This window comes from Gammaproteobacteria bacterium (assembly GCA_017999615.1).
In the GTDB taxonomy this organism is placed as follows: domain Bacteria; phylum Pseudomonadota; class Gammaproteobacteria; order JAABTG01; family JAABTG01; genus JAGNLM01.
Genome location: JAGNLM010000001.1, coordinates 576,182 through 596,581, shown reverse-complemented (window position 1 = coordinate 596,581; position 20,400 = coordinate 576,182). Strand labels below are relative to the sequence as shown.

Below are 20,400 nucleotides of genomic sequence, written 5' to 3'. Positions count from 1 at the left end.
CTGCGCGACCCGGGCATAGCGCTTCGCCCAGCGCGTCTCCCACACGTGGCGCCCGACCCCGAACTGCTCGGCCAGCACCCGCGCCCCCCAGGGCCGCCAGCCGAGGCCCCCGCAGGCGGGGCAGGTCCCCCGCACCGACCTCGCCCTCCAGCACCTCCCCCGCCCCCGCGCAGGTCCGGCACACCCGCGGGTTCCGCCGGCGCTCGGCCACCGCGACCTCCAGCAGCTGGCGGATGGCGGTGGCCGTGACCACGGTCTTCCCGAGCCCCATCTGGGCCCAGAGACTGGCGGCCGGGCGCTCCATGAGCGGCGTGCACCAGGGCGCGCTCCACGGTGCGCTCGGGGGCGTCGGCCGCCCGGGCCGGGACGCGCCCCCCCCCTCCAGGGCCTCCGACGACTGACGACCATCCCTCGCGCGCGAGGAGGCGTCGCCATCAGGGGCGTATGTCATGGTTCCTCCGTTGCGTTGGTCCTGTTTCGTTGCGGTCAATAGGGCTTTCTCGGTCGTTCGGTCGTCAACTTCTCGGCTTCGGTCGTCGTCGCGGTTTCGCTTCGGTCGCGGCTAGAAGGGCACGTCATCGGGGTGTCCGTCGGGTCCTCGGAGGGGGCCGCCGATGGGACGGCCGTCGGCGCGTCCCTCGCACCGCTCGAAGGCCTTCTGCTGGCCATAGGGGCCCATCGGCCGGCCCCTGCCGACCAGCGTCTTGCGCGCGACCGCCCGGGTCAGCCCGGGGGCCGGAGGCCCAGGGATCACGCTTCGGAGCGATTGAGAAGATCGGGGGCGGGGCAAGGGCCGGGAATGGCTGGAGCGCCGATGCGGTTCCCGACGGTCCCATTGGAGCGTTGGACCCGCAGAATTCAGCTTTGACGCGGTAGCCCGTTAGCCTCAGAAAAGCAGCCACGGAGCGGCTACAAAACAGGGATTTCTGCTTTACCTGTCCCTTCGAACGTCTTCTAACAGTCTGTTTTTGTTGGTGCCGGTGGAGGGAGTCGAACCCCCGACCTACTAATTACGAATCAGTTGCTCTACCGACTGAGCTACACCGGCACACTGGCGAGAGAGTATAGCGGCCGCTCGCGGTGTGGTTAAGTCCCTTCGAGGTGGTACCGTCAGCGGCCCCAGGCTCATGCCCCTGGGCTCGATGCCCCCCGTCGGCCCCGGCTGACCGTTCGTCGGGTGCCGACTGACAGAGCACCCTCCTCCTGCTACTTCCTCGTCCAGGCACGGTCTGACCGCGCCTGCCCTCGACTCCCGTGCCAGATGGGGTCCGCCGGAAGGACGGTTGAGACCGACCGAACCCTCGGGGCAGACGCCTGGGGTATCCCATGAAGCCGAGGACACTGCCACCGCTCGCCCTCCTCCTCACCCTCCTTGCGACGGTACCCGCCAACGGGGCGACCGTGAGCCGCGTGACCGACCTGGGCAGGGACGGCAAGCACTACTACACCGTCGCCTGCAGCGACGGCAGCAGGGCGAGCATCGTGGTCGCGGAGTCGCCCCGCAGCATCTGCATCGTGGCCGACCACTTGGGCCGCAGCTGCCGGCCCGACTGGACCGTGGACAACGCAGCCGCCTTTGCCTGCCGCACGGCGCCGCCGCGTCCTGCCGCGCCATGAGGCCGGTCATGGGCCGGCCACGGGGATTCACGCTGGTCGAGCTCGTCATCGTGGTGACGGTGGCGGCCATCCTGCTCGTCATCGGCGTCCCCGCCCTTCAGGACCTGGTGCGCAACAACCGGCTCGTGACCGAGGCCAACAATCTGGTGGCGCATCTGAGTCTGGCGAGGAGCGAGGCGATCAAACAGCGCTTTCCGGTCGTTGTCTGCAGTTCCGCGGCACCCGACGCGGCAGTGCCCGCCTGTGACGGTGGCACGGACTGGAGCGCGGGGTGGGTCGTGTTCTTGGACGAGAACGGGAGCAGGACACCGGACGGCGAGGTGGACATCCTTCGCCGGAACGGCGCGGTGAAGGGCGCGATCAACATGCGGGCGATCGGCGGCACGGTAACGTTCTCACCCCGTGGCAGCACCGAGGAGGGCGGGGAATTCACCCTGGTTCTGTGTGACGAGCGGGGACGGGAAAAGGGCCGGGAGGTTCAGGTCGCCCGTATCGGCCGCGCTCAGGTGATCAAACCACCCCTCGTGGACTGCGTGCCATGAGGCCCATGCCACGCGCCCCCGCTTCTGGCACCCCCGGCGTGCGACCCGGTCTCCGAGGCTTCAGCCTGCTGGAAGTTCTCGTCGCCCTCCTCGTCCTCGCCATCGGCCTCCTGGGTCTCGCGGCGCTGCAGGCGCGCGGGGTCAAGTTCAACCACGAGGCCTACGCCCGAAGCCAGGCGACCTACCTCGCCTACGAGATCATGGACCTGATGCGGGCCAATCGGGCGAGAGCGCCTCAGTACGTCACGACCAAGCTCGAGCGGCCCTGCGACTGCGACCCACTGCTCTCCACCAACGTGGCCAATGACCTGTGCTGCTGGACCGACGCTCTGGAGGCGGCCCTGCCGTCCGGTAGCGCCGTCCTCACGCAAACGACCGGAGCCGGCACACCCGACGAAAACGACGACCGGTTCGAGGTCACCATCCGCTGGCTGGAGCGTGGCGCGAGAGACGCCCGGAACGAGAGCGAATGCACCCAGGGCGGCACCCTGGAGGCCACGCGTGCCTGGGACAAGTCTGGAACTGGTTCCGAGGGGTTGTGCCTCGTGAAGCAGACCTGGACCTTCGACCAGGTCTGGAGACCCTGACGATGGCCCTATCTTCCCCCACCCGCTTTGCGCGCGGCCTGAGCCTGGTGGAGTTGATGGTGGCTCTCGTGGTCGGCCTCCTGCTGACCGCCGGGGCGATCTCCGTCTTCCTGTCCAACAAGAGCACCCACGAGGTCACCAGCGGTCTCTCCAGGCTGCAGGAGAACGCCCGGTTCGCGCTCGAGACGATGCTGCGGGACCTGCGAATGGCCGGAGGGGTTGGCTGCGTCGACAACGTCGGCGCCATCACCAACAAAGCTATGAGTGCCGGGGGTTCGCGAGGAGTCCTCTGGGACCTCGGTGTTCCAGTGTCACCGCCGGACCAGCCTCCCGGAGTCGGGGTGGAAGGGCTGGACAACGTTCAACCGGGCACTTCGCTTTGGTCCGCCTGGGCCAGCCCTTCAGAGAAGTCCCCGGAAGACATCATCGAAGGCACCGACGCAGTGACGGTACGCTATCTCGAGGGACCCGGGAAGCGGCACGAAGGCACGGTCTCGGATATCTTGGTCGGGGGAACCCCCGCAGTGTTAGACGACCTCGACGTCTCCGCCGGCGACTATGTCGGGCTCGTGGATTGCTCCGCCGGCGTCCTGTTCCAGGTCTCGCAGACGTCCGGTGCCACGGTGACCTCCGCATCGTCGGAGTCAGGTTCCGGAAAAGATTTCTATCCCCGGTTGTTCCGCCTGCACGCCGCCCGCTACTACGTGGGAGCCGTTAGGGCGGAACCCGGCAGTGCGGCTGAGAATTCTCGCTCGCTGTACCGCCAGACAAAGACCTTGGAATCGCCCCCGGAAGAGATCGCTCCGGGCGTCGAGAACATGCAGATCCTCTACGGCATCGCCAGCGGGGACGCACCGGAGGCGTACGTCAGTGCCGGGGACCCGGAACTCGACACCCCGGAGGAGTGGCGGAGCGTCGTGAGCATCCGGTTCGGGCTGCTCCTGCGAACGGTGGACGAGCAGGGAGCGGAGCCGGACACCAGGGCGTACGACCTCTTTTCAGGCCGCTCCTTCCCGAGTCGCGAAGAGTGTGGCAAGGGTCCCGGCTGCGTGGACCCACCGGACCTGCGCGTCCGGCGCCGCGTGTTCACCACCACGGTCTATCTCCGGAACCGCACATGATCGCCAGATCCAAACCCAGAGCGGCTTGTCCGCGCTCGCGACCTCCCTCGGCCGAGCGGGGCGCCGTCCTGATCGTCTCTCTCATTTTGCTCGCGGTGCTCACGCTGCTGGGTCTGAGCACCATGAGCACCACCTCCCTGGAAGAGAAGATGGCGGCCAACACGCAGGAGAGCGTGCGGGCGTTCCAGATCGCGGAGACCGGGCTTGCCCGGGCATTTCGCACACCTGGGCTCTCCGAGGTGACCACGATGGAGTCTGAACCGGTCAAGCTTGCCGATTCGCAGCGGAAGGTGGGAAACGTCACCTACGTGATACGTCAAGACGGCGAGTACCTTCCACCCCTCGGATCTCTCTTCAGCGCCACGCGCTTCCGCTCACAACACTTTGATGTCGAGAGCACGGGGGAGACCTGGAGCGGGGACGAATCCAACCGCATCCGCTCCGTTCATCACGCCGGCGCCTATCAGATCATCCCCAACTTCCAGAACTAGGGCGCGCCCCCCCGACGTCTCCAGGAGACAGAGGCATGAAACGCCGTACGCTGCTCCCCTTCACCCTGGCCTTCGCAACGGGTGTCGCCGCCGGTCTGCCCGCCGCGTCTCTCGCGGACGACACCGAGGTCTATGTCGGCTCGGAGGAACTCGCCCAGTCCCAGGGAATCCGCCCTAACGTCCTGGTTATCCTCGACACATCGGGCAGCATGAGCGAACTGGTGCCGGGCACCGGCAAGAGCCGCCTGGAGAACATGAAGGAGGCCCTGCACTCTCTTCTCGACGGACTCAACAACGTCAACGTCGGCCTGATGCGCTTCAGCAACCCCGGGGGTCCGATTCTCCTGCCTGTCGCTCCCATCGACGCCGACGCTTCGGAAGCCCTCAAGTCCGGCCAGGCCGACGTTCTCGCCCGCCTCTCCGATGGGGCGGACGACGTGGAGGAACTGAAGTCGACCGGAGAGATGGACTTTTTCAGCAGCCGAATTGAGTTGGTGGACACCCCCGCCTTCGGCCCTGAGACCGTCTTCGCCCGGAGCGTCGAAGCGAGCGCGGACGACGCGGAGGAGGTCTACATCGGCGGGATGGGTGGCGCCGGCCTGCTTGACCTCACGAGCTCGGAGCTCGAGATGGTCAGGGACGGTGACGGGACACGGCGCGGCGGGGTCGTATTTCGAGGAGTCTCCATTCCGAGGGGCGCGTACGTGACGGCAGCCGAGTTGCAGTTCACGGCCGCCCAGAACGACGCAGCGGACACGACTCTCGAATTCAGGGGCTGGGCGGCAGACGATGCTGGCGTGTTTTCGCCTCAGCTCAAACCATCCAGTGCGGCCCTGACGCAGACGACCTCGAAGGTCGTGATGTCGGGCATCGCGCCCTGGACCAGCGGGCAACGATACGTCACCGATGACCTCTCGCCCCTCCTCCAGGAGATTGTCGACCGCCCGGGTTGGGCGGAGGGCAACGGCCTCGGCATCCTGGTGACGGGAACCGGGCTGCGGCAGGCGAAGACCTACGACAGCGGCAGCGACGCCCCGAGGCTCGCCGTCGTCTACGGCAGCGGCAACCCTGGCGAACAACGCGTGGGCCTGCGGTTCCGCAATCTGGGCATCCCCCAGGGCGCTACCATCGACAGCGCCGTCCTGGAAGTCTCTCCTTCCCGCACCCTTTCGGACCCCGTGACATTGCGAATCTACGGGGAGAACGTCGGAGACGCCAAGCCCTTCGACTCCAGTCAACAGTCCTTGAAAGAGAAATTCGAGCGCAAGACTTCCACCTCGGTGGACTGGCCCATGACCACGGAATGGACTGCGCGGGGCAGCCAGGGCCAAGCGCAGAGGTCCCCCGACCTTTCAGCGATCCTCCAGAAGGTGGTCGACCTCGGCGATTGGTGCGGAGGAAATGACTTGGTTCTCCTCATGGAGAAGGCCGGCGGAACTGGCTGGAGGTCCGTCTACAGCTATGACGGCGACCCGAACTTCGCTCCGGTGCTGAAAGTGAATTACACCTTTGACGGGGCCGCGCGCGGGGGAACCGGATGCGCGCTCCAGACCCTTCAGCGCCAGGTCCGGGCCGGCAGCGATGACGCCGAGCAGGCCGACGAAAGTGGGACGATGCAGTTGGTCGACAAGATCCTGGACATGCCGAACGCGGAGAAGACCCGCCAGACGGTCGGGATTCGGTTCCAGGATATCCCGATCGAGCGGGGTTCCAAGGTTCTTGACGCTCGTCTCGTATTCACGAGCCGCAACTCGAGGGAGTCCGGAACCTCGATCGTCATCTACGGTGAAGCGTCTGACGATGCTGCGCCCTTCACGGCCAAGGAGCGTGACCTGACCCTGCGCGCCGAGACCACCGCCTCGGTCACCTGGAATTCGTCCTCACCAGATGCTCCTCTCGACGCATGGAGAATGAACGAGTCTCATGAGACACCCAACCTGAAGGCCATCGTCCAGGAGGTCGTCAACCGCGCTGGCTGGGAACCCAGAAATTCACTTTCCTTCATCATCAAGGGGGGTAACGGACAGCGAAAAGCGTACAGCTTCGACGACAGCCCCGCCCAGGCGCCCGTGTTGAGAATCACCTACGAGGCCAAGCAGGGCGCCTCCAGCGCGTCTTCGGCCAGCGTCCGGCAGCTCCTGAAGCAGACGGTCACCGAACTCCAACACGGCGGCTGGACACCGATCGTCGACACGCTCTACGAGGCAGCCCGTTATTACCGGGAAGAGGGGGTCGTTCATGGCGCTCGCCGGGGGGATGGGACGGACGGTGACGCGGTCACCCTCAACACCCGACTGAGTCATCCGTCTTCCTACGAGGGCGGCACGGTCGTCCGCGAGACGGGGTGCACGGACGCCAATCTTGGGGCCGAGGCCTGCCGCACCGAGAAAATCGAGGGCAATGCCCGTTACGTCTCCCCCATCCGGGAGCTGTGCGGCTCGAACTACATCATCCTGCTGACCGATGGGGAGGCGAACAACAACCATTCGGCGGACCTCGTGCGGAAGATGACCGGCGTGTCGTCCTGCGAGACGAAGCTCTCCGATGGGACGGCCGTCACCACGAGCGCCCCTCCGGGGCCTTCCGAGGAGTGCGGCATCGACCTCGGGCGTTTCCTCCACGAGAAGGATCAACTGTCGTCCCTGGCCGGCAACCAGACCGTCTCGACCTACACCATCGGCTTCAACCTGGACTCCAGCGATTCAGCGCAGTCGCATGCCATCCAGTTCCTCAAGGACTTGGCAAAGGAGTCCGGCGGGCAGTTCCGCACGGCCACCACGGCGGCCGATCTGACTGAAACCTTCAAGTCCTTCTTTCTCGACATTCTGAATCGCAGCACGTCGTACGCTGCTCCGAGTGTCTCGGTGAACACCTTCAACAAGCTCTACCACCGCAACGACGTGTACCTGTCTTTGTTCGAGCCGTCGGACCGTATCCGCTGGGTCGGCAATCTCAAGAAATACCAGTTGCGGACGGACCCAACCCGATGCCCTGGTGGGGTCTTCACCAAGGAGTGCAGTCTCGGTGAGATCCTGGACCGCGACGGCGTGGAGGCCATCGGGCCTGATGGCCGCATCAAGGATGGCATCAGTAGTTTCTGGAGCTCCGGGGACGGCAATGAGATCCAGGAAGGCGGCGCCGGCCGCGCAGGTCCCCCCAGCGGTGACCGCCGTGTCCTGACCCACGTGGTCACCTCCCCCCCTTCCCACGGTCTCTCCGGCCTCAGTCACCGGGTCACCGTCTCCAATTCCTCGATTACGAACGAGATGCTGGGGCTCGAGGCGAGTGCGAGCACGGCCGCCCGCAAAGCGATGATCGATTGGGTGCGGGGCGTCGACGTGGACGACGAGGATGGAGACGAAGACAGGGTCGAGGACCGCTACAGCTTTGGCGACCCCTTGCACTCGAGCCCGCTCGCAGTGACCTACGGCGGCACGGACACCGCACCCGTGGTCAAGCTCTTCGTCGGCACGAACGATGGCGGGTTGCGGATGATTGATGCGGAGAACGGCCAGGAGGAATGGGTCTTCTATCCGCCGGAGACCCTCTCGATGCAGGCCCGGCTCCGCGCCAACCCCAATGGCCAACACGTGTACGGCATCGACGGCACCCCCACGGCGTGGAGGCGGGATGGAGACGGTGACGGGACGATCGGAGACTCGAGCGGCGACTTCCTGCGCATCATCTTCGGCATGCGGCGCGGGGGTAGTCATTACTTCGCCCTCGACGTGACCCCCGGCAGCCCCCTCACCCAGCCGGGCGTCATCGGCCCCACCTATCCCACGTTCCTCTGGCGAATCGACGGCGGAAGCGCCGAGTACCCGAGTCTGGGCCAGACGTGGTCGCAGCCGGTGGTCACAAAGTTGCGAGTGGGCAGCGGCGCGCAGGGCGGGAGCGAGGTCAGGGAGTTCCTGCTCTTCGGTGGGGGGTACCACGAATCCCAGGACACTGCCTTCGGTCGGAGCCCCTTGGGCAACGCGGTCTACATCGCAGACCCGGCGACCGGCGAGCGCAAGTTCTGGGTCAGCGGCACCGCTCACTCCTCGGGACCCGGCGTCAAGGTCCTGGACATGCAGCACCCGATTCCCTCGGACCTGGCGCTCATGGACTCCGACGGTGACGGCGCCACCGACCGCATTTACGTCGGGGACACCGGTGGCCAACTCTGGCGCATCGATCTGGCCCCTGCTTCCGGGGAGTCTGGCATCAGCGCGGTCGTTGGAAAGCTCGCGACGGTTTCCAGCGACAAGAGTCAGAAGGACCAGCGCAAGTTCTTCTATCCACCGGATGTCGTGCAGGCGCTGGACAGCAAGTATTCGGGGGTTTCACGCTACGACCTGGTCGCGATTGCGAGTGGGGACAGGGAGCACCCCTTGAGCGAGGCGGTGGCCGACCGGCTCTACGCCTTCCGCGATTTCGTCTACAGCCCCATGGTCGACGGGAACGGCGACGGGTTGGCGGACGACTACCCGAGGAAGATTTCGGGAGAGTCTTCGCCGAACTCGTTGATTTCGGGCGCCCCGTTGCAGGGCCCCCTGGATGGTCCACCGGCCGCTGCCGGTGACCTCTTCGACGCGACCCAGGTGGACGATGTCGAGGCAGGAGGCACCACGAATCTCTCGCAGTTGCGCAGCGCAGCGGGTTGGTACCTGCGCTTGACCCAGCCCGGTGAGAAGGGGCTTTCCTCGCCGGTCGTGCTCGCAGGCAAACTTTTCCTCACGACCTTCACTCCTCAGCCCACACAGCTGGGGGACGTGTGTCAGTTGATGGAGGGCGGGGGGCGCCTCTACGGCCTCGACGTCCTCAACGCGGAGCCGAAGTTCAACTGGGACACCCTGGACGAGGTCACGGTCAAGGACCGGGTGTACGAGTTGGCCGCAGGCATCCCGTCGGGTGCGGTTCCGATCTTCCAGAAAGAGGGGGTGACCCTGCTCATCGGCGTCGGGGGCGGTGTGGAGGCAGTGAACCCCGAGCTCTCCCTCGGACCCGTCCCGACCTACTGGTTCCAGGAGTGATCCGCGTGTCGACCACCAACCAGGAGCGCCACGCCCTCGTCACGAAGCCGTACGAGCCGCGAGGGCGGACGAGAGGGCGGGCCCCTCCCGGCTTTACCCTGATCGAACTGATGATCGTGGTGGCGATTGTCGGGATCCTCGCGGCCATCGCCTACCCGTCCTACACGGAGTACGTGCGCCGCGCGGCGCGGGCCGACGCCCAGGGGGCCCTGACCGGCCTGGCGGCGGTGATGGAGCAGTGGTTCTCGGACCACAACACCTACGGGGAAGTGGCTGGCAAGAACCCGCTCACCGCAGGCCTTCACCCTGACTACTCGCCGCTGGACGAGCCTGAGGCCAACCGCCGCTACAACCTGAAGATCGAGGCAGCAGGCGCCACCGGCTACACCCTGAGCGCCACGCCCCAGCCCGGGACCGTGGTGGCCGACAACGGCTTCCTGGAGCTTGACTCCACCGGCCGCCGGGGCTGGGACCGGGACCACGACGGCACCATCGACGACAACGAACGCACATGGGAGCGCTAGCCGGAAGGCTGGCGGCATCGCCGCACCGGCAGGAGGTTGTTCACCGCAGAGACACAGAGACGCAGAGATGCCAGGGGCACGGGGAGGCAGCGGGACTTCCCCTTTTCCCACATCGAAATGCCTATTTCCTCTGCGCCTCTGTGTCTCTGCGGTTCGCTCTCGCCAGCCGGCGCCTACAGCAACTCCCGCGGCAACCCGAACGAGACGTCCTCGGGCTCTGCCTCCACCTCGACGACCCGCTCCGTGCCCCAGGCGCGCAGGCGTGCGACCACCCCCTGCACCAGGCTCTCCGGGGCGGATGCGCCCGCGGTAACGCCGACCACCGCACGCCCCACCACCCACTCCGGGCGCACGTCCTCGGGACCGTCCACGAGGTAGGCGGCCTTGCCCGCCTTTTCGGCGATCTCCCGCAGCCGATTGGAATTCGAGCTGTTGCGCGAGCCGACCACCAGCACCACGTCGGCCTGGCGGGCGAGGTAGCGCACGGCATTCTGCCGGTTCTGGGTGGCGTAACAGATGTCGTCCTTGCGGGGGCCGACGATGGCGGGGAAGCGTTCCCGCAGCGCGCGGATGACCTCCGCGGAGTCGTCCACCGAGAGCGTGGTCTGGGTCACGTAGGCGACCCGATCGGGGTCGCGAACGTGGACCTGCGCCACGTCGGCGGGGGTCTCCACCAGGTGCATCGCGCCAGCGCCCTTTCCGGCGCCCGCCGCCTGACCGAGCGTGCCCTCCACCTCCGGGTGGCCGGCGTGGCCGATCAGCACGACCTCGAAGCCCTCCCGCAGGTACCGGACGACCTCGTTGTGGACCTTGGTCACCAGAGGGCAGGTGGCGTCGAAGACCCGCAGGTTGCGCCGCGCGGCTTCTTCCTGCACCTCGAGGGGCACCCCGTGGGCGCTGAAGACGAGGGTGGCCCCCTCGGGGACCTCGGCGAGGTCGTCCACGAAGACCGCCCCCCGGGCCCGCAGGCTGTCCACCACGTAACGGTTGTGGACGACCTCGTGGCGGACGTACACGGGGGGCCCGAAGCGGTCCAGCGCCCGCTCCACGATGGCGATGGCGCGGTCGACACCGGCGCAGAAACCGCGGGGGTTGGCGAGAGTGACTTGCATGGCGTTCCGTCCCGAGCCGTTCCGTCCCGAGTCGTTCTCTCCCGAGCCGTTCGGGGCCACGCCCGGGAGGCACCGGCCCTGGCGCGCGCCCTCAACCGCCCGCGGGCTGCGGTTCCGTCCCCCTGACCTCCAGGACCTCCACCTCGAAGACGACCGAGCGTCCGGCGAGCGGGTGGCTGAAGTCGACCCGGACCCCGCCCTCCCCCGCCTCCAGGACCGTGCCCGCGACCTCCAGGCCCGAGGGGGCGGTGAAGGCCACCACCGCTCCCGGCTCGAGCGCCATCCCCGGCGGGAAGTCCGCCCGCGGCAGGACGTGGACGGCCTCAGGGTCCGGCAGACCGAACGCCTGCCCGGGCGCCAGATGGAAGGTCGCCCGGGCGCCGGCCCCCAGGCCCAGCAGGAGCGCCTCGAGGCCCTCTTCCAGGGTCCCGTCGCCGACCGTGAGCACGAGCGGCTCGCCCTCCTCGCTCGCGTCCACGAGTGTCCCGTCGGCGAGCGAGAGCCGGTAGCGAAGAACCACCCGGGCCCCGTAGTCGACGACCGTCCCGGATTCGCCGGGCGTCCCGTATTCGCCGGGCGTCCCGCGGTCGACGGCCGTCACGGCTGAACCCAACCCCTACCGATCACCCTCTGCGCCTCTGTGCCTCTGCGGTTCACCCCGCGATGCCCCCCACCCCCTGCCCCTGCCCCGTCCCGCGCAGGGCGTCCACCAGCAGCACCGCGACACCGAGGGTGATCGCCGAGTCCGCCAGGTTGAAGGCCGGCCAGTGCCAGCGGCCGTAGAACACGTCGAGGAAGTCCACCACGTAGCCGAGGACCAGCCGGTCGCCCAGGTTGCCGATGGCCCCCCCGAGCACCAGCGCGAGGGCCGCCGAGACCCACCACTCGCCGCGCGGCACGCGGCGCATCCAGAGCACCACCGCGACGCTGACCCCGGCGGCGACCGCGGCAAAGAACCACCGCTGCCAGCCCCCGGCCTCACTGAGGAAGCTGAACGCGGCGCCCGTGTTGTGGGTGAGCGTCAGGTTCACGAACGGCACGAGGGGCAGCGGCTCGTGGAACACGAGCAGCGTGCTTGCCAGCCACTTGCTCAGCTGGTCGAGCGCGACGACGACCGCGGAGACCCAGAGCCAACGCATGTCAGGCAACCCGCCTCATGTCACCCAAACCACCGCGTCCAGCCAACCCGCCGCACTCAGGCGAACCGGCGCTTCTCGCCGTCGCCGGCGACGTTCTCCACGCAGCGCCCGCAGAGCTCCGGGTGGTCCGGGTGACTGCCCACGTCCTCCCGGTGGTGCCAGCAGCGCACGCACTTCCCGTGGGGCGACCGGCTGACCGAGACACCGATCTCCCCGCTCCCCGGCAGGACGTGGGTGGCCGCGGTCTCGGGCTTCTCCTCCACCGCAAACACGTGGGCGCTCGAGGTGATCAGCACGAACCGCAGCTCCTCGCCGAGCTTCGCGAGCTCCCGCCGCAGCCCGGGCTCGGCGTAGAGGCTCACCTCCGCGTCGAGTGAGGACCCGATCTCGCCGCCCGCGCGCAGGGGCTCGAGGGCCCGCAGCGCCGTCTCGCGTACCGCGATCACCGTGTCCCAGAAGGCGGGCCCCATCTCGGTGTCCTCGAGCGGGTAGAGCCCCTCGTACCAGGTGGCCAGGAACACGGACTCCTCGCGCACGCCGGGCAGGTGCTGCCAGATCTCCTCGGCGGTGAAGCTCAGGACGGGCGCGAGCCAGCGCACGAGGGCCTCGGCGATGTGGAACATCGCGGTCTGGGCCGAGCGGCGCGCCAGGCTGTCCGCGCGCGTCGTGTACTGCCGGTCCTTGATGACGTCCAGGTAGAACGCCCCCAGGTCCACCGTGCTGAAGTTGTGCAGCATCTGGTAGATGAGGTGGAACTGGTTCTCCTCGTAGGCCTTGCGCACCCGCTCCTGCAGGCGCCAGGCCCGGTCCACGACCCAGCGGTCGAGCGGCAGCATCCGGGGGGGCGACACGGTGTCGCGCGCGGGGTCGAAGCCGTTCAGGTTGGCCAGCAGGAAGCGCGCGGTGTTGCGCAGCCGTCGATAGGAGTCCGACATCCGCTTCAGGATCTCGTCGGAAACGCTCATCTCGGCACGGTAGTCGGTCGCGGCCACCCACAGCCGGAGCACGTCGGCGCCGAGCGTGTTGACCACCTCCTGGGGTGCGACGACGTTGCCGCGGGACTTGGACATCTTCATGCCCTCGGCGTCCACGGTGAACCCGTGGGTCAGCACCGCCCGATAGGGCGCGACGCCTCGCATCGCGACGGAGCTAAGCAGCGAGGACTGGAACCACCCCCGGTGCTGGTCCGATCCCTCCAGGTACAGGTCCGCCGGGAAGGCGAGACCCGCCCGGCGCTCGAGCACCGTGAAGTGGGTGACGCCCGAGTCGAGCCAGACGTCCAGGGTGTCGCGCACCTTCTCGTATTCGGCCGCCTCCGCGCCCAGCAGCTCCGCCGCGTCGAGCTCGAACCAGGCCTCGATCCCCTGCTTCTCGACCCGACGGGCCACCTCCTCGATGAGCCTCGGGGTCTCGGGGTGCAGCGTCCCGGTGTCGCGGCGCACCAGCAGCGGGATCGGCACGCCCCAGGTCCTCTGGCGCGAGATGCACCAGTCGGGGCGGTTCTCGATCATCCCCGTGATCCGCGCCTCGCCCCACGCGGGCTCCCAGGCGACGCCGCGGATAGCCTCCAGCGCCTGCCGGCGCAGCCCCCCCTGGTCCATGCTGATGAACCACTGGGGGGTGGCGCGGAAGATGATGGGCGTCTTGTGCCGCCAGCAGTGCGGGTAGCTGTGCCGGAACGGCTCCACGTGCAGGAGCGCGCCGCGCTCGCGCAGCACCGCGACCACGTGGTCGTTCGCGGCGAGCACGTGCTCGCCCGCGAAGATCGCGGTCCCGGGCACGAAGCGGCCCTCACCGTCCACGGGGTTGTCCACCGCGAGCCCGTAGCGGGCGCCCACCACGAAGTCCTCCTGGCCGTGCCCGGGGGCGGTGTGCACGGCGCCGGTGCCGGCATCCAGGGTGACGTGCTCCCCGAGGATGACGGGCACGGGCCGGTCGTAGAAGGGGTGGCGAAGCGCGGTGCCCTCGAGGGCCGCGCCCTTCACGAAGGCGAGCGTCGCGTAGTCCTCCACGCCGTAGCGGACGAGCGACGCCTCGAGGAGTCCCTCGGCGAGCACCAGCCGCTCCGGTCCCGCGGGCGTGGTGACCTGCACCAGCACGTACTCCAGGTCCGGGTTGAGCGCGACCGCCTGGTTGGCCGGAAGCGTCCAGGGCGTGGTGGTCCAGATGGGCACCGAGATCGGCCCCCCCCCGGCATCGGCGTTGAGCTCCAGGCGGTCCAGGAAGGAGCCCTCGTCGATGACGCGGAAGCGCACGTCGATGGCGGGCGAGGTGCGGTCCTCGTATTCGACCTCGGCTTCGGCGAGTGCCGAGCCGCACTCGGTGCACCAGTGCACGGGCTTGTAGCCGCGGTCCAGGTGGCCATTCGCGACGATCCGGCCGAGGGCACGGATGATGTCCGCCTCGACCGCGAAATCCATGGTGAGGTAGGGGTTTTCCCAGTCCCCGAGGACACCGAGACGCACGAAGTCCGCACGCTGGCGCTCCACCTGCTCCCGGGCGTAGGCCCGCGCGGCCCGCCGGAAGGCCGCGGCGTCGACCCGCTCCCCGGGCTTGCCGATCTTCTTCTCCACCTGCAGCTCGATGGGCAGCCCGTGGCAGTCCCAGCCGGGGACGTAGGGCGCGTCCAGGCCGTCCAGCGAGCGGGCCTTGACGATGATGTCCTTCAGAACCTTGTTGACGGCGTGGCCGATGTGGATGTCGCCGTTCGCGTACGGGGGGCCGTCGTGCAACACGTAGCGGGGCCGGCCGGCGCGGCCCTCGCGCAGGCGCTGGTAGAGCCCGCCCTCGGTCCAGCGCCGGACCGCCTCGGGCTCCCGCTGGGCGAGGTTGCCCCGCATGGGAAACGCCGTCTGGGGCAGGTTCAGGGTGTTCTTGTAGTCGGCCACGCCGTCGTCTCTCCAGTCTCTACCGCTGGGCTACGCCCCCCCCGGCCGGGGCTGTCGAAGAAGGCGCGGGCCTGCGCCTCGTCGCGCTCGATCTGGGCCCGCAACTCTTCGTACGAATCGAACTTGCGCTCCTCCCGGATCCGGAACAGGAACTCGACCCGGACGTGGCGCCCGTACAGGTTCCCGGAGAAATCGAGCAGGTGGACCTCCAGGATGGGCACCGCGAGCCCGCCCGCGATGGTGGGCCGGTAGCCGAGGTTGGCGACGGCCGGCGCGGGCTGCTTCGCCACGCCGCGCACCTGACAGGCGAAGACGCCTAGCAGGGGAACCGCGCGCCGCAGCAGGTGGATGTTCGCGGTGGGGTAGCCGAGCGTGCGGCCCCGGCGGTCACCGTGCGCCACGCGGCCATGGATGGCGAAGGGGTACCCCAGCAGGGTCGCCGCCCGCTCCAGGTCGCCGCTGCCGAGCGCCTCGCGCACCGCGGTGCTGCTGACCCGCTTGCCGTCGATGACGAAGGTCGCCTGCTGACCCACGTCGAAACCGTGCCGGCGCCCGGCGGCCTGCAGCCACTCGTAGTCCCCCGAGCGCCCCTGCCCGAAGCGGAAGTCGTCGCCCACCAGTACGAAGCGCGCGGCGAGCCCGTCCACCAGGATGCGGTCGACGAACTCCTCCGGCGTGATGGCGGCGAACTGCGCGTCGAACCGCACGCAGAGCACGCGGTCCACGATGTCGAGGTTGAGGGCGCTCAGCTTTTCGCGCAGGCGCGTGAGCCGCGGGGGCGACCGGTCGGGCCGGAAGAACTCGAGCGGCTGGGGCTCGAAGATCATGACCACCGAAGGCAGCCCGAACTGGGCCCTGCGGGCCGCCAACTGGTCCATGACCGCCCGGTGACCCCGGTGCACGCCGTCGAAATTCCCGATGGTCACGACGCACCCACGGTGCCGTGGGCGCAGGTTCTGCAGTCCTCGTATCAGTTCCACCGGAGGGTCCGCATCGGAGCCAGGGGCCGCGGCCGGCGGCCGCGCAAGGGTGCGATTATAGGGCCCCCCGCGCGTCAGACACGAGCACTCGGAAGCAGGTCGCGCTTGCGGAAACCGAGCAGGGCGAGGGCGCCGAGATAGGCGGCGACACCCGCGAGGACCCAGAGCCCGAGGTCGAGCAGCCGGGACCGGGCCGTCAGGTGGGTCCAGACCGCAGTCTCGGCAGGGCCGAAGAAGAGCAGCCCCGCGAGCGCCACGTTGGCGGCGAGAACCCGCAGGAGGAATGCCGGCCAGCCGGGGGCCGGCTGGTAGACGCCCTGGGAGCGCAAGAGCCGGTACAGGAGCCCCGCGTTGACGAACCCCGCGAGGGAGGTCGAGAGCGCCAGGCCCGCGTGTGCGAGGGGGAAGATGAGCATCAGGTTCATGACCATGTTCGCCGCCAGCGCCACCACTGCCACACGCACCGGCGTGCGGGTGTCCTGGCGGGCGTAGAAGGCAGGCGCCAGGACCTTGACCGCCATGAACCCCACGAGCCCCGCGGAGAACGCCACCAGGCTGAGCTGAGCCATGTAGACGTCGGCCGAGCGGAATTCCCCGTGCTGGAAGAGCGTGGCGAGGAGCGGCCCCGCGAGCAGGCCGAGACCGATGGTGGCCGGCAGCCCGAGGAGCAGCACGGAGCGCAGGGCCCAGTCGACCGTGGCCGAGAAGGATTCGTGCGCCCCTTCCGAGAAACGCCGGGACAGGCTCGGCAGGATCACCGTGCCAAGCGCGATGCCGAAGATCCCGAGGGGAAATTCCAGCAGACGGTCCGAGTAGTAGAGCCAGGACACGCTCCCGGTCTCGAGGAAGGATGCGAGGAGCGTGTCGAGCAGCAGGCTCACCTGGGCCACCGAGACCCCGAAGATCGCCGGCAGCATCAGGCGCATCACCCGGCGCACGCCCTCGTGACGGAACCCGAGGCGCGGGCGGACCAGGAAGCCCCGGCGCCAGAGGAACGGCAACTGGAAGAGGAGCTGGGCGAGCCCGCCCGCGAACACCCCCCAGGCGAGGGCGACCACGGGCTCGTCCATGCGCGGGGCGAGCCAGAGCGCCGCCGCGATCATCGCGAGGTTGAGGAAGGCCGGCGTCACGGCCGGCACCCCGAAGCGGTCGTAGGTGTTCAGGACGCCGCCCGCGAGCGCGGTCAGCGACACGAAGAAGAGGTACGGGAACGTGATGCGGAGCATCTCCGAGGCCAGGGAGAACTTCTCCGGCTGGTCGAGGAAGCCCGGCGCGAAGGCGAGCACCAGGAGCGGCGCCGCGATGGCCCCTGCGATCGAGACCAGGAGCACCACCAACCCCAGGGTGCCGGAGACGCTCGCGACCAACTCGCGCACGGCGGGCTCCGGCTGCCGGGTACGATACTCGGAGATCACCGGCACGAAGGCCTGGGAGAACGCCCCTTCTGCGAACAGGCGGCGCAGCAGGTTGGGGATACGGAAGGCGACGAAGAACGCGTCGGTGCCGATGCCGGCGCCACCAAGCGTGGCGATGAAGACGTCCCGGATGTAACCGAGGACCCTGGACGCGGTCGTGAGCAGTCCGACGAGGGCGGTCGAGCGGAGGAGTCGCGGGCTCAGGGGAGAACCTCGGTCAGGGGTGGGCGGGTGGCGTGTCCGCGTTGATTATCGCAGAGCCGGAGCCCGTGCCGAACATTGACACCGAGGCGCGCCCGCGGCATGCTTCCGCGTCTTGATTTGAGCCCAACGGATTCAGGAGAGAACGCTTGGCCAACAATACCCAGGCCCTGAAGCGGGCCCGGCAAGCCGAGGACCGCCGCCAGCAGAACACGTCCCAGCGCTCCATGCTGCGCACGTACGTGAAGAAGGTGGTCGCAGCGATCGCCGGCGGTGACGCCGATGCCGCCAAGGCGGCGTACCAGGCAGCGGTGCCAGTCGTGGACCGGATGGCCGACAAGGGCATCATCCACAAGAACAAGGCAGCCCGCCACAAGAGCCGCTTGAACGCCCGCATCCGGGCGATGCAACCCGCTTCCTGATCCCCGCCGGGGCAGACGGCCGGACTCGAACCCTGATCCGCGCGGAGGCATCGCCCTCTGCGCGGGTTATGTATTTTGGCGAGGGTTACGTCTCCGGGCGAGGGTCCTGCCCACTCTAGCCGGCTTCGCCCGTCCGCTCAGTCCGTGACCACCAGGTTGTCGCGGTGGATGACCTCGGGCTCGTAGACGTAGCCCAGCAACTCCTCGATCTGGCTGCTCGGCTTGCCCGCGATCCTTCGGGCCTCGTCGCTGCCGTAGTTGACGAGGCCACGGGCGACCTCGCGCCCGTCGGGCCCGATGCAGGAGACGAGCTCGCCGCGCCCGAAGCGCCCCTCCACCTCCCGCACGCCGACCGCGAGCAGGCTGCGTCCGGATTCCCGCAGCACGCGGGCCGCCCCCTCGTCCAGATGCAGGCGGCCCTTCGAGCGCAACTGCCCGGCGAGCCACTGCTTGCGGGCGCCGACGGCCGCCTGGCTCGGCAGCAGCAACGTGCCCACTTCCTCGCCGGCGCCGATGTCGAGCAGTACGCCGTCACGCCGCCCGGGGGCGATGATGGTGGCGGTTCCGGAGTGCGCCGCCAGGGTCGCCGCGCGCAGCTTGGTCTGCATCCCGCCGCGCCCGAGCGAGCCGCTGCCCCCCGCCATCGCCAGGAGCGCCGGGTCGCCCGCCCTTCCCTCGCGCACCAGAGGCACCCCCGGGTGGGTCCGCGGGTCCGCCTCGTAGAGCCCGCCCTGGTCGGTCAGGATCACCAGCAACTGGGCCTCCACCAGGTTCGCCACCATCGCGCCCAGGGTGTCGTTGTCGCCGAGGCGGATCTCGTCGGTGGCCACCGTGTCGTTCTCGTTGACGACCGGGACCACGCCGAGACCGAGCAGCGTCCGCAGGGCGCTGCGGGCGTTCAGGTAGCGGTCACGGCGGGCGACGTCATCGTGGGTCAGGAGCACCTGGGCCGTGTGCAGGCCGTGCTCCTTGAACCGGGACTCCCAGACCTGAACCAGCCCCATCTGCCCCACCGCCGCGGCGGCCTGGAGCTCGTGCACGGCCTTTGGGCGGCTCGCCCAGCCGAGCCGCCGCATGCCCTCTGCGACCGCTCCCGAGGAGACGAGCACGATCTCGGTGCCCCGCTCGCGCAGGGCCGCCATCTGGGCGACCCACCCCCCGATCGCCTCGCGCGCGAGCCCTCGGCCGTCGTTGGTGATGAGGGCGCTGCCAATCTTGATGACCCAGCGGCGCGCGGCGCCGGTCCTCTTGCGGTTGCTCATGGGCTCTCCGACGGCTCGGCAGCCGGTGTCTGCCCCGCCGGCTGAGACTGCAGGAAGTCCATCGCCCGTCGGGTGAGCGCCTCGCAGCCCTCAGCGGTCAGGCCGGACACGCAGAAGTGGGGACCCCTCCAGCGCAGCCGCCGGAGGATGTCCCGGCAGTGCCGCTCCCGGTCCTCCGGGGGCAGAAGGTCGATCTTGTTCAGCACGAGCCAGCGGGGGCGCGCCGCGAGCTCCGGGCTGAACCGGCGCAGCTCGGCCGCGATCGTCCGGGCGTCCTTCACGGGGTCCGACTCGGGGACGAGCGGGGCCACGTCGACCACGTGCCAGAGCAGCCGGGTACGCGACAGGTGGCGCAGGAAGCGCGTGCCGAGGCCAGCCCCCTCGGAGGCGCCCTCCACCAGTCCCGGGATGTCCGCAACCACGAAGCTGCGGTCCGCGCCGACCCGCACGACACCGAGCTGCGGGTAGAGCGTCGTGAAGGGGTAGTCCGCGACCTTGGGCCGCGCGGCGGAGACGGCCCGGATCAGGGTCGACTTGCCGGCGTTCGGGAGGCCGAGCAGACCCACGTCGGCCAGGAGCTGCAGCTCGATCCGCAGCCGCCGGGCCTCTCCCGGCTCGCCGGGCGTGGTCTGCCGCGGGGCCCGATTGGTGCTGCTCTTGAAACGGACGTTGCCGACGCCGTGCCGGCCGCCGCGGGCCACGAGGAGCTCCTGGCCCGGAGCGACGAGATCGCCCAGCCGCTCCCCCGTGTCGTCGTCGTAGACGAGCGAGCCCACGGGAACCCGGACCTGGCAGTCCTCACCGCTGCGCCCGGTGCGCTCGGCGCCCGCCCCCGACTGGCCGGACTCGGCGCGGTAGCGGCGCTGGAAGCGCAGGTCCACCAGGGTGTTGAGGCTCTGCTCCGCGACCAGCAGCACGTTGCCGCCGTCGCCGCCGTCCCCGCCGTCGGGGCCACCCCGGGGGATGAACTTCTCGCGACGGAAGCTGAGGCAGCCGTTGCCGCCCCGACCGGCCTCCACCTCGATAGTCGCCTCGTCGACGAACTTCACCGAATCGACCTCAGAAACAGAAGAGCCCCGTGGCG

General features: G+C 69.0%; 17 protein-coding genes and 1 tRNA gene. 9 read left to right on the top strand and 9 right to left on the bottom strand.

The genetic code is table 11. The features are described from left to right. Window positions 1–245 precede the first annotated feature (245 nt). Window positions 246–401 carry a hypothetical protein gene (locus KA217_02590; GenBank protein ID MBP7711341.1) on the top strand — a complete coding sequence of 52 codons (156 nt, stop codon included), beginning with the start codon at window positions 246–248 and terminating at the stop codon, window positions 399–401. A 571-nt stretch (window positions 402–972) separates the two neighbouring features. Here KA217_02590 and KA217_02585 read toward each other — a convergent pair. Then, a tRNA-Thr gene (locus KA217_02585) sits at window positions 973–1,048 on the bottom strand. A gap of 278 nt (window positions 1,049–1,326) precedes the next feature. On the opposite strand from KA217_02585, the gene KA217_02580 reads away from it, so the two are divergent. The 7 genes from KA217_02580 (at window position 1,327) to KA217_02550 (ending at window position 9,897) form a co-directional block, all read left to right on the top strand. Further along, a complete protein-coding gene (locus tag KA217_02580) occupies window positions 1,327–1,617 on the top strand; it encodes a hypothetical protein (protein MBP7711340.1) in 291 nt (96 codons plus the stop codon). 8 nt (window positions 1,618–1,625) lie between these two features. After that, window positions 1,626–2,159 (top strand): GspH/FimT family pseudopilin, encoded by a 534-nt coding sequence (locus KA217_02575; GenBank protein ID MBP7711339.1) that lies wholly within the window; start codon window positions 1,626–1,628, stop codon window positions 2,157–2,159. A gap of 38 nt (window positions 2,160–2,197) precedes the next feature. Further along, complete coding sequence (gene pilV / locus KA217_02570) at window positions 2,198–2,746, top strand: type IV pilus modification protein PilV (GenBank protein MBP7711338.1); 549 nt, start codon at window positions 2,198–2,200, stop codon at window positions 2,744–2,746. A gap of 2 nt (window positions 2,747–2,748) precedes the next feature. After that, complete coding sequence (locus tag KA217_02565) at window positions 2,749–3,867, top strand: PilW family protein (GenBank protein ID MBP7711337.1); 1,119 nt, start codon at window positions 2,749–2,751, stop codon at window positions 3,865–3,867. Further along, entirely contained in the window at window positions 3,864–4,358 is a 495-nt protein-coding gene (locus tag KA217_02560) for a hypothetical protein (protein ID MBP7711336.1), read from the top strand. Before KA217_02565 ends, KA217_02560 begins: the two co-directional genes overlap by 4 nt. A gap of 35 nt (window positions 4,359–4,393) precedes the next feature. Next, a complete protein-coding gene (locus KA217_02555; GenBank protein ID MBP7711335.1) occupies window positions 4,394–9,373 on the top strand; it encodes a VWA domain-containing protein in 4,980 nt (1,659 codons plus the stop codon). A 110-nt stretch (window positions 9,374–9,483) separates the two neighbouring features. Continuing rightward, complete coding sequence (locus KA217_02550) at window positions 9,484–9,897, top strand: hypothetical protein (protein MBP7711334.1); 414 nt, start codon at window positions 9,484–9,486, stop codon at window positions 9,895–9,897. A 173-nt stretch (window positions 9,898–10,070) separates the two neighbouring features. On the opposite strand, the gene ispH is transcribed toward KA217_02550, so the two are convergent. From ispH to murJ, 6 genes are all read right to left on the bottom strand, one after another. Beyond that, window positions 10,071–11,009 carry a 4-hydroxy-3-methylbut-2-enyl diphosphate reductase gene (ispH, locus tag KA217_02545; protein MBP7711333.1) on the bottom strand — a complete coding sequence of 313 codons (939 nt, stop codon included), beginning with the start codon at window positions 11,007–11,009 and terminating at the stop codon, window positions 10,071–10,073. 91 nt (window positions 11,010–11,100) lie between these two features. After that, window positions 11,101–11,610: an FKBP-type peptidyl-prolyl cis-trans isomerase gene (locus KA217_02540; GenBank protein MBP7711332.1), complete on the bottom strand. Its 510-nt coding sequence runs from the start codon at window positions 11,608–11,610 to the stop codon at window positions 11,101–11,103. A 52-nt stretch (window positions 11,611–11,662) separates the two neighbouring features. Next, a complete protein-coding gene (gene lspA, locus KA217_02535; protein ID MBP7711331.1) occupies window positions 11,663–12,148 on the bottom strand; it encodes a signal peptidase II in 486 nt (161 codons plus the stop codon). A gap of 56 nt (window positions 12,149–12,204) precedes the next feature. Next, a complete protein-coding gene (gene ileS / locus KA217_02530; protein MBP7711330.1) occupies window positions 12,205–15,036 on the bottom strand; it encodes an isoleucine--tRNA ligase in 2,832 nt (943 codons plus the stop codon). After that, the gene (ribF, locus tag KA217_02525; GenBank protein MBP7711329.1) at window positions 15,012–16,016 is read right to left on the bottom strand and encodes a bifunctional riboflavin kinase/FAD synthetase; all 1,005 of its coding nucleotides are present in this window, start codon (window positions 16,014–16,016) and stop codon (window positions 15,012–15,014) included. The genes ileS and ribF overlap by 25 nt, the downstream gene beginning before the upstream one ends. 74 nt (window positions 16,017–16,090) lie before the next feature. Beyond that, window positions 16,091–17,635 (bottom strand): murein biosynthesis integral membrane protein MurJ, encoded by a 1,545-nt coding sequence (gene murJ / locus KA217_02520; protein ID MBP7711328.1) that lies wholly within the window; start codon window positions 17,633–17,635, stop codon window positions 16,091–16,093. A 146-nt stretch (window positions 17,636–17,781) separates the two neighbouring features. On the opposite strand from murJ, the gene rpsT reads away from it, so the two are divergent. Further along, window positions 17,782–18,054: a 30S ribosomal protein S20 gene (rpsT, locus tag KA217_02515; protein ID MBP7711327.1), complete on the top strand. Its 273-nt coding sequence runs from the start codon at window positions 17,782–17,784 to the stop codon at window positions 18,052–18,054. Window positions 18,055–18,191: 137 nt separating this feature from the next. Here rpsT and KA217_02510 read toward each other — a convergent pair whose 3' ends face one another. Both KA217_02510 and obgE read right to left on the bottom strand, forming a co-directional pair. Further along, entirely contained in the window at window positions 18,192–19,316 is a 1,125-nt protein-coding gene (locus KA217_02510; protein ID MBP7711326.1) for a glutamate 5-kinase, read from the bottom strand. Continuing rightward, window positions 19,313–20,365, bottom strand: a complete 1,053-nt coding sequence (gene obgE / locus KA217_02505; GenBank protein MBP7711325.1) for a GTPase ObgE — start codon at window positions 20,363–20,365, stop codon at window positions 19,313–19,315. The genes KA217_02510 and obgE overlap by 4 nt, the downstream gene beginning before the upstream one ends. Between the last annotated feature and the right edge of the window lie 35 nt (window positions 20,366–20,400).

Bases quoted from the DNA above. Each gene is read 5' to 3' on its own strand.
- ispH (MBP7711333.1), bottom strand. From the start codon at position 11,009: ATGCAAGTCACTCTCGCCAACCCCCGCGGTTTCTGCGCCGGTGTCGAC.
- KA217_02580 (MBP7711340.1), top strand. From the start codon at position 1,327: ATGAAGCCGAGGACACTGCCACCGCTCGCCCTCCTCCTCACCCTCCTT.
- KA217_02550 (MBP7711334.1), top strand. From the start codon at position 9,484: ATGATCGTGGTGGCGATTGTCGGGATCCTCGCGGCCATCGCCTACCCG.
- KA217_02575 (MBP7711339.1), top strand. From the start codon at position 1,626: ATGGGCCGGCCACGGGGATTCACGCTGGTCGAGCTCGTCATCGTGGTG.
- KA217_02555 (MBP7711335.1), top strand. From the start codon at position 4,394: ATGAAACGCCGTACGCTGCTCCCCTTCACCCTGGCCTTCGCAACGGGT.
- KA217_02565 (MBP7711337.1), top strand. From the start codon at position 2,749: ATGGCCCTATCTTCCCCCACCCGCTTTGCGCGCGGCCTGAGCCTGGTG.
- KA217_02560 (MBP7711336.1), top strand. From the start codon at position 3,864: ATGATCGCCAGATCCAAACCCAGAGCGGCTTGTCCGCGCTCGCGACCT.
- lspA (MBP7711331.1), bottom strand. From the start codon at position 12,148: ATGCGTTGGCTCTGGGTCTCCGCGGTCGTCGTCGCGCTCGACCAGCTG.
- KA217_02510 (MBP7711326.1), bottom strand. From the start codon at position 19,316: ATGAGCAACCGCAAGAGGACCGGCGCCGCGCGCCGCTGGGTCATCAAG.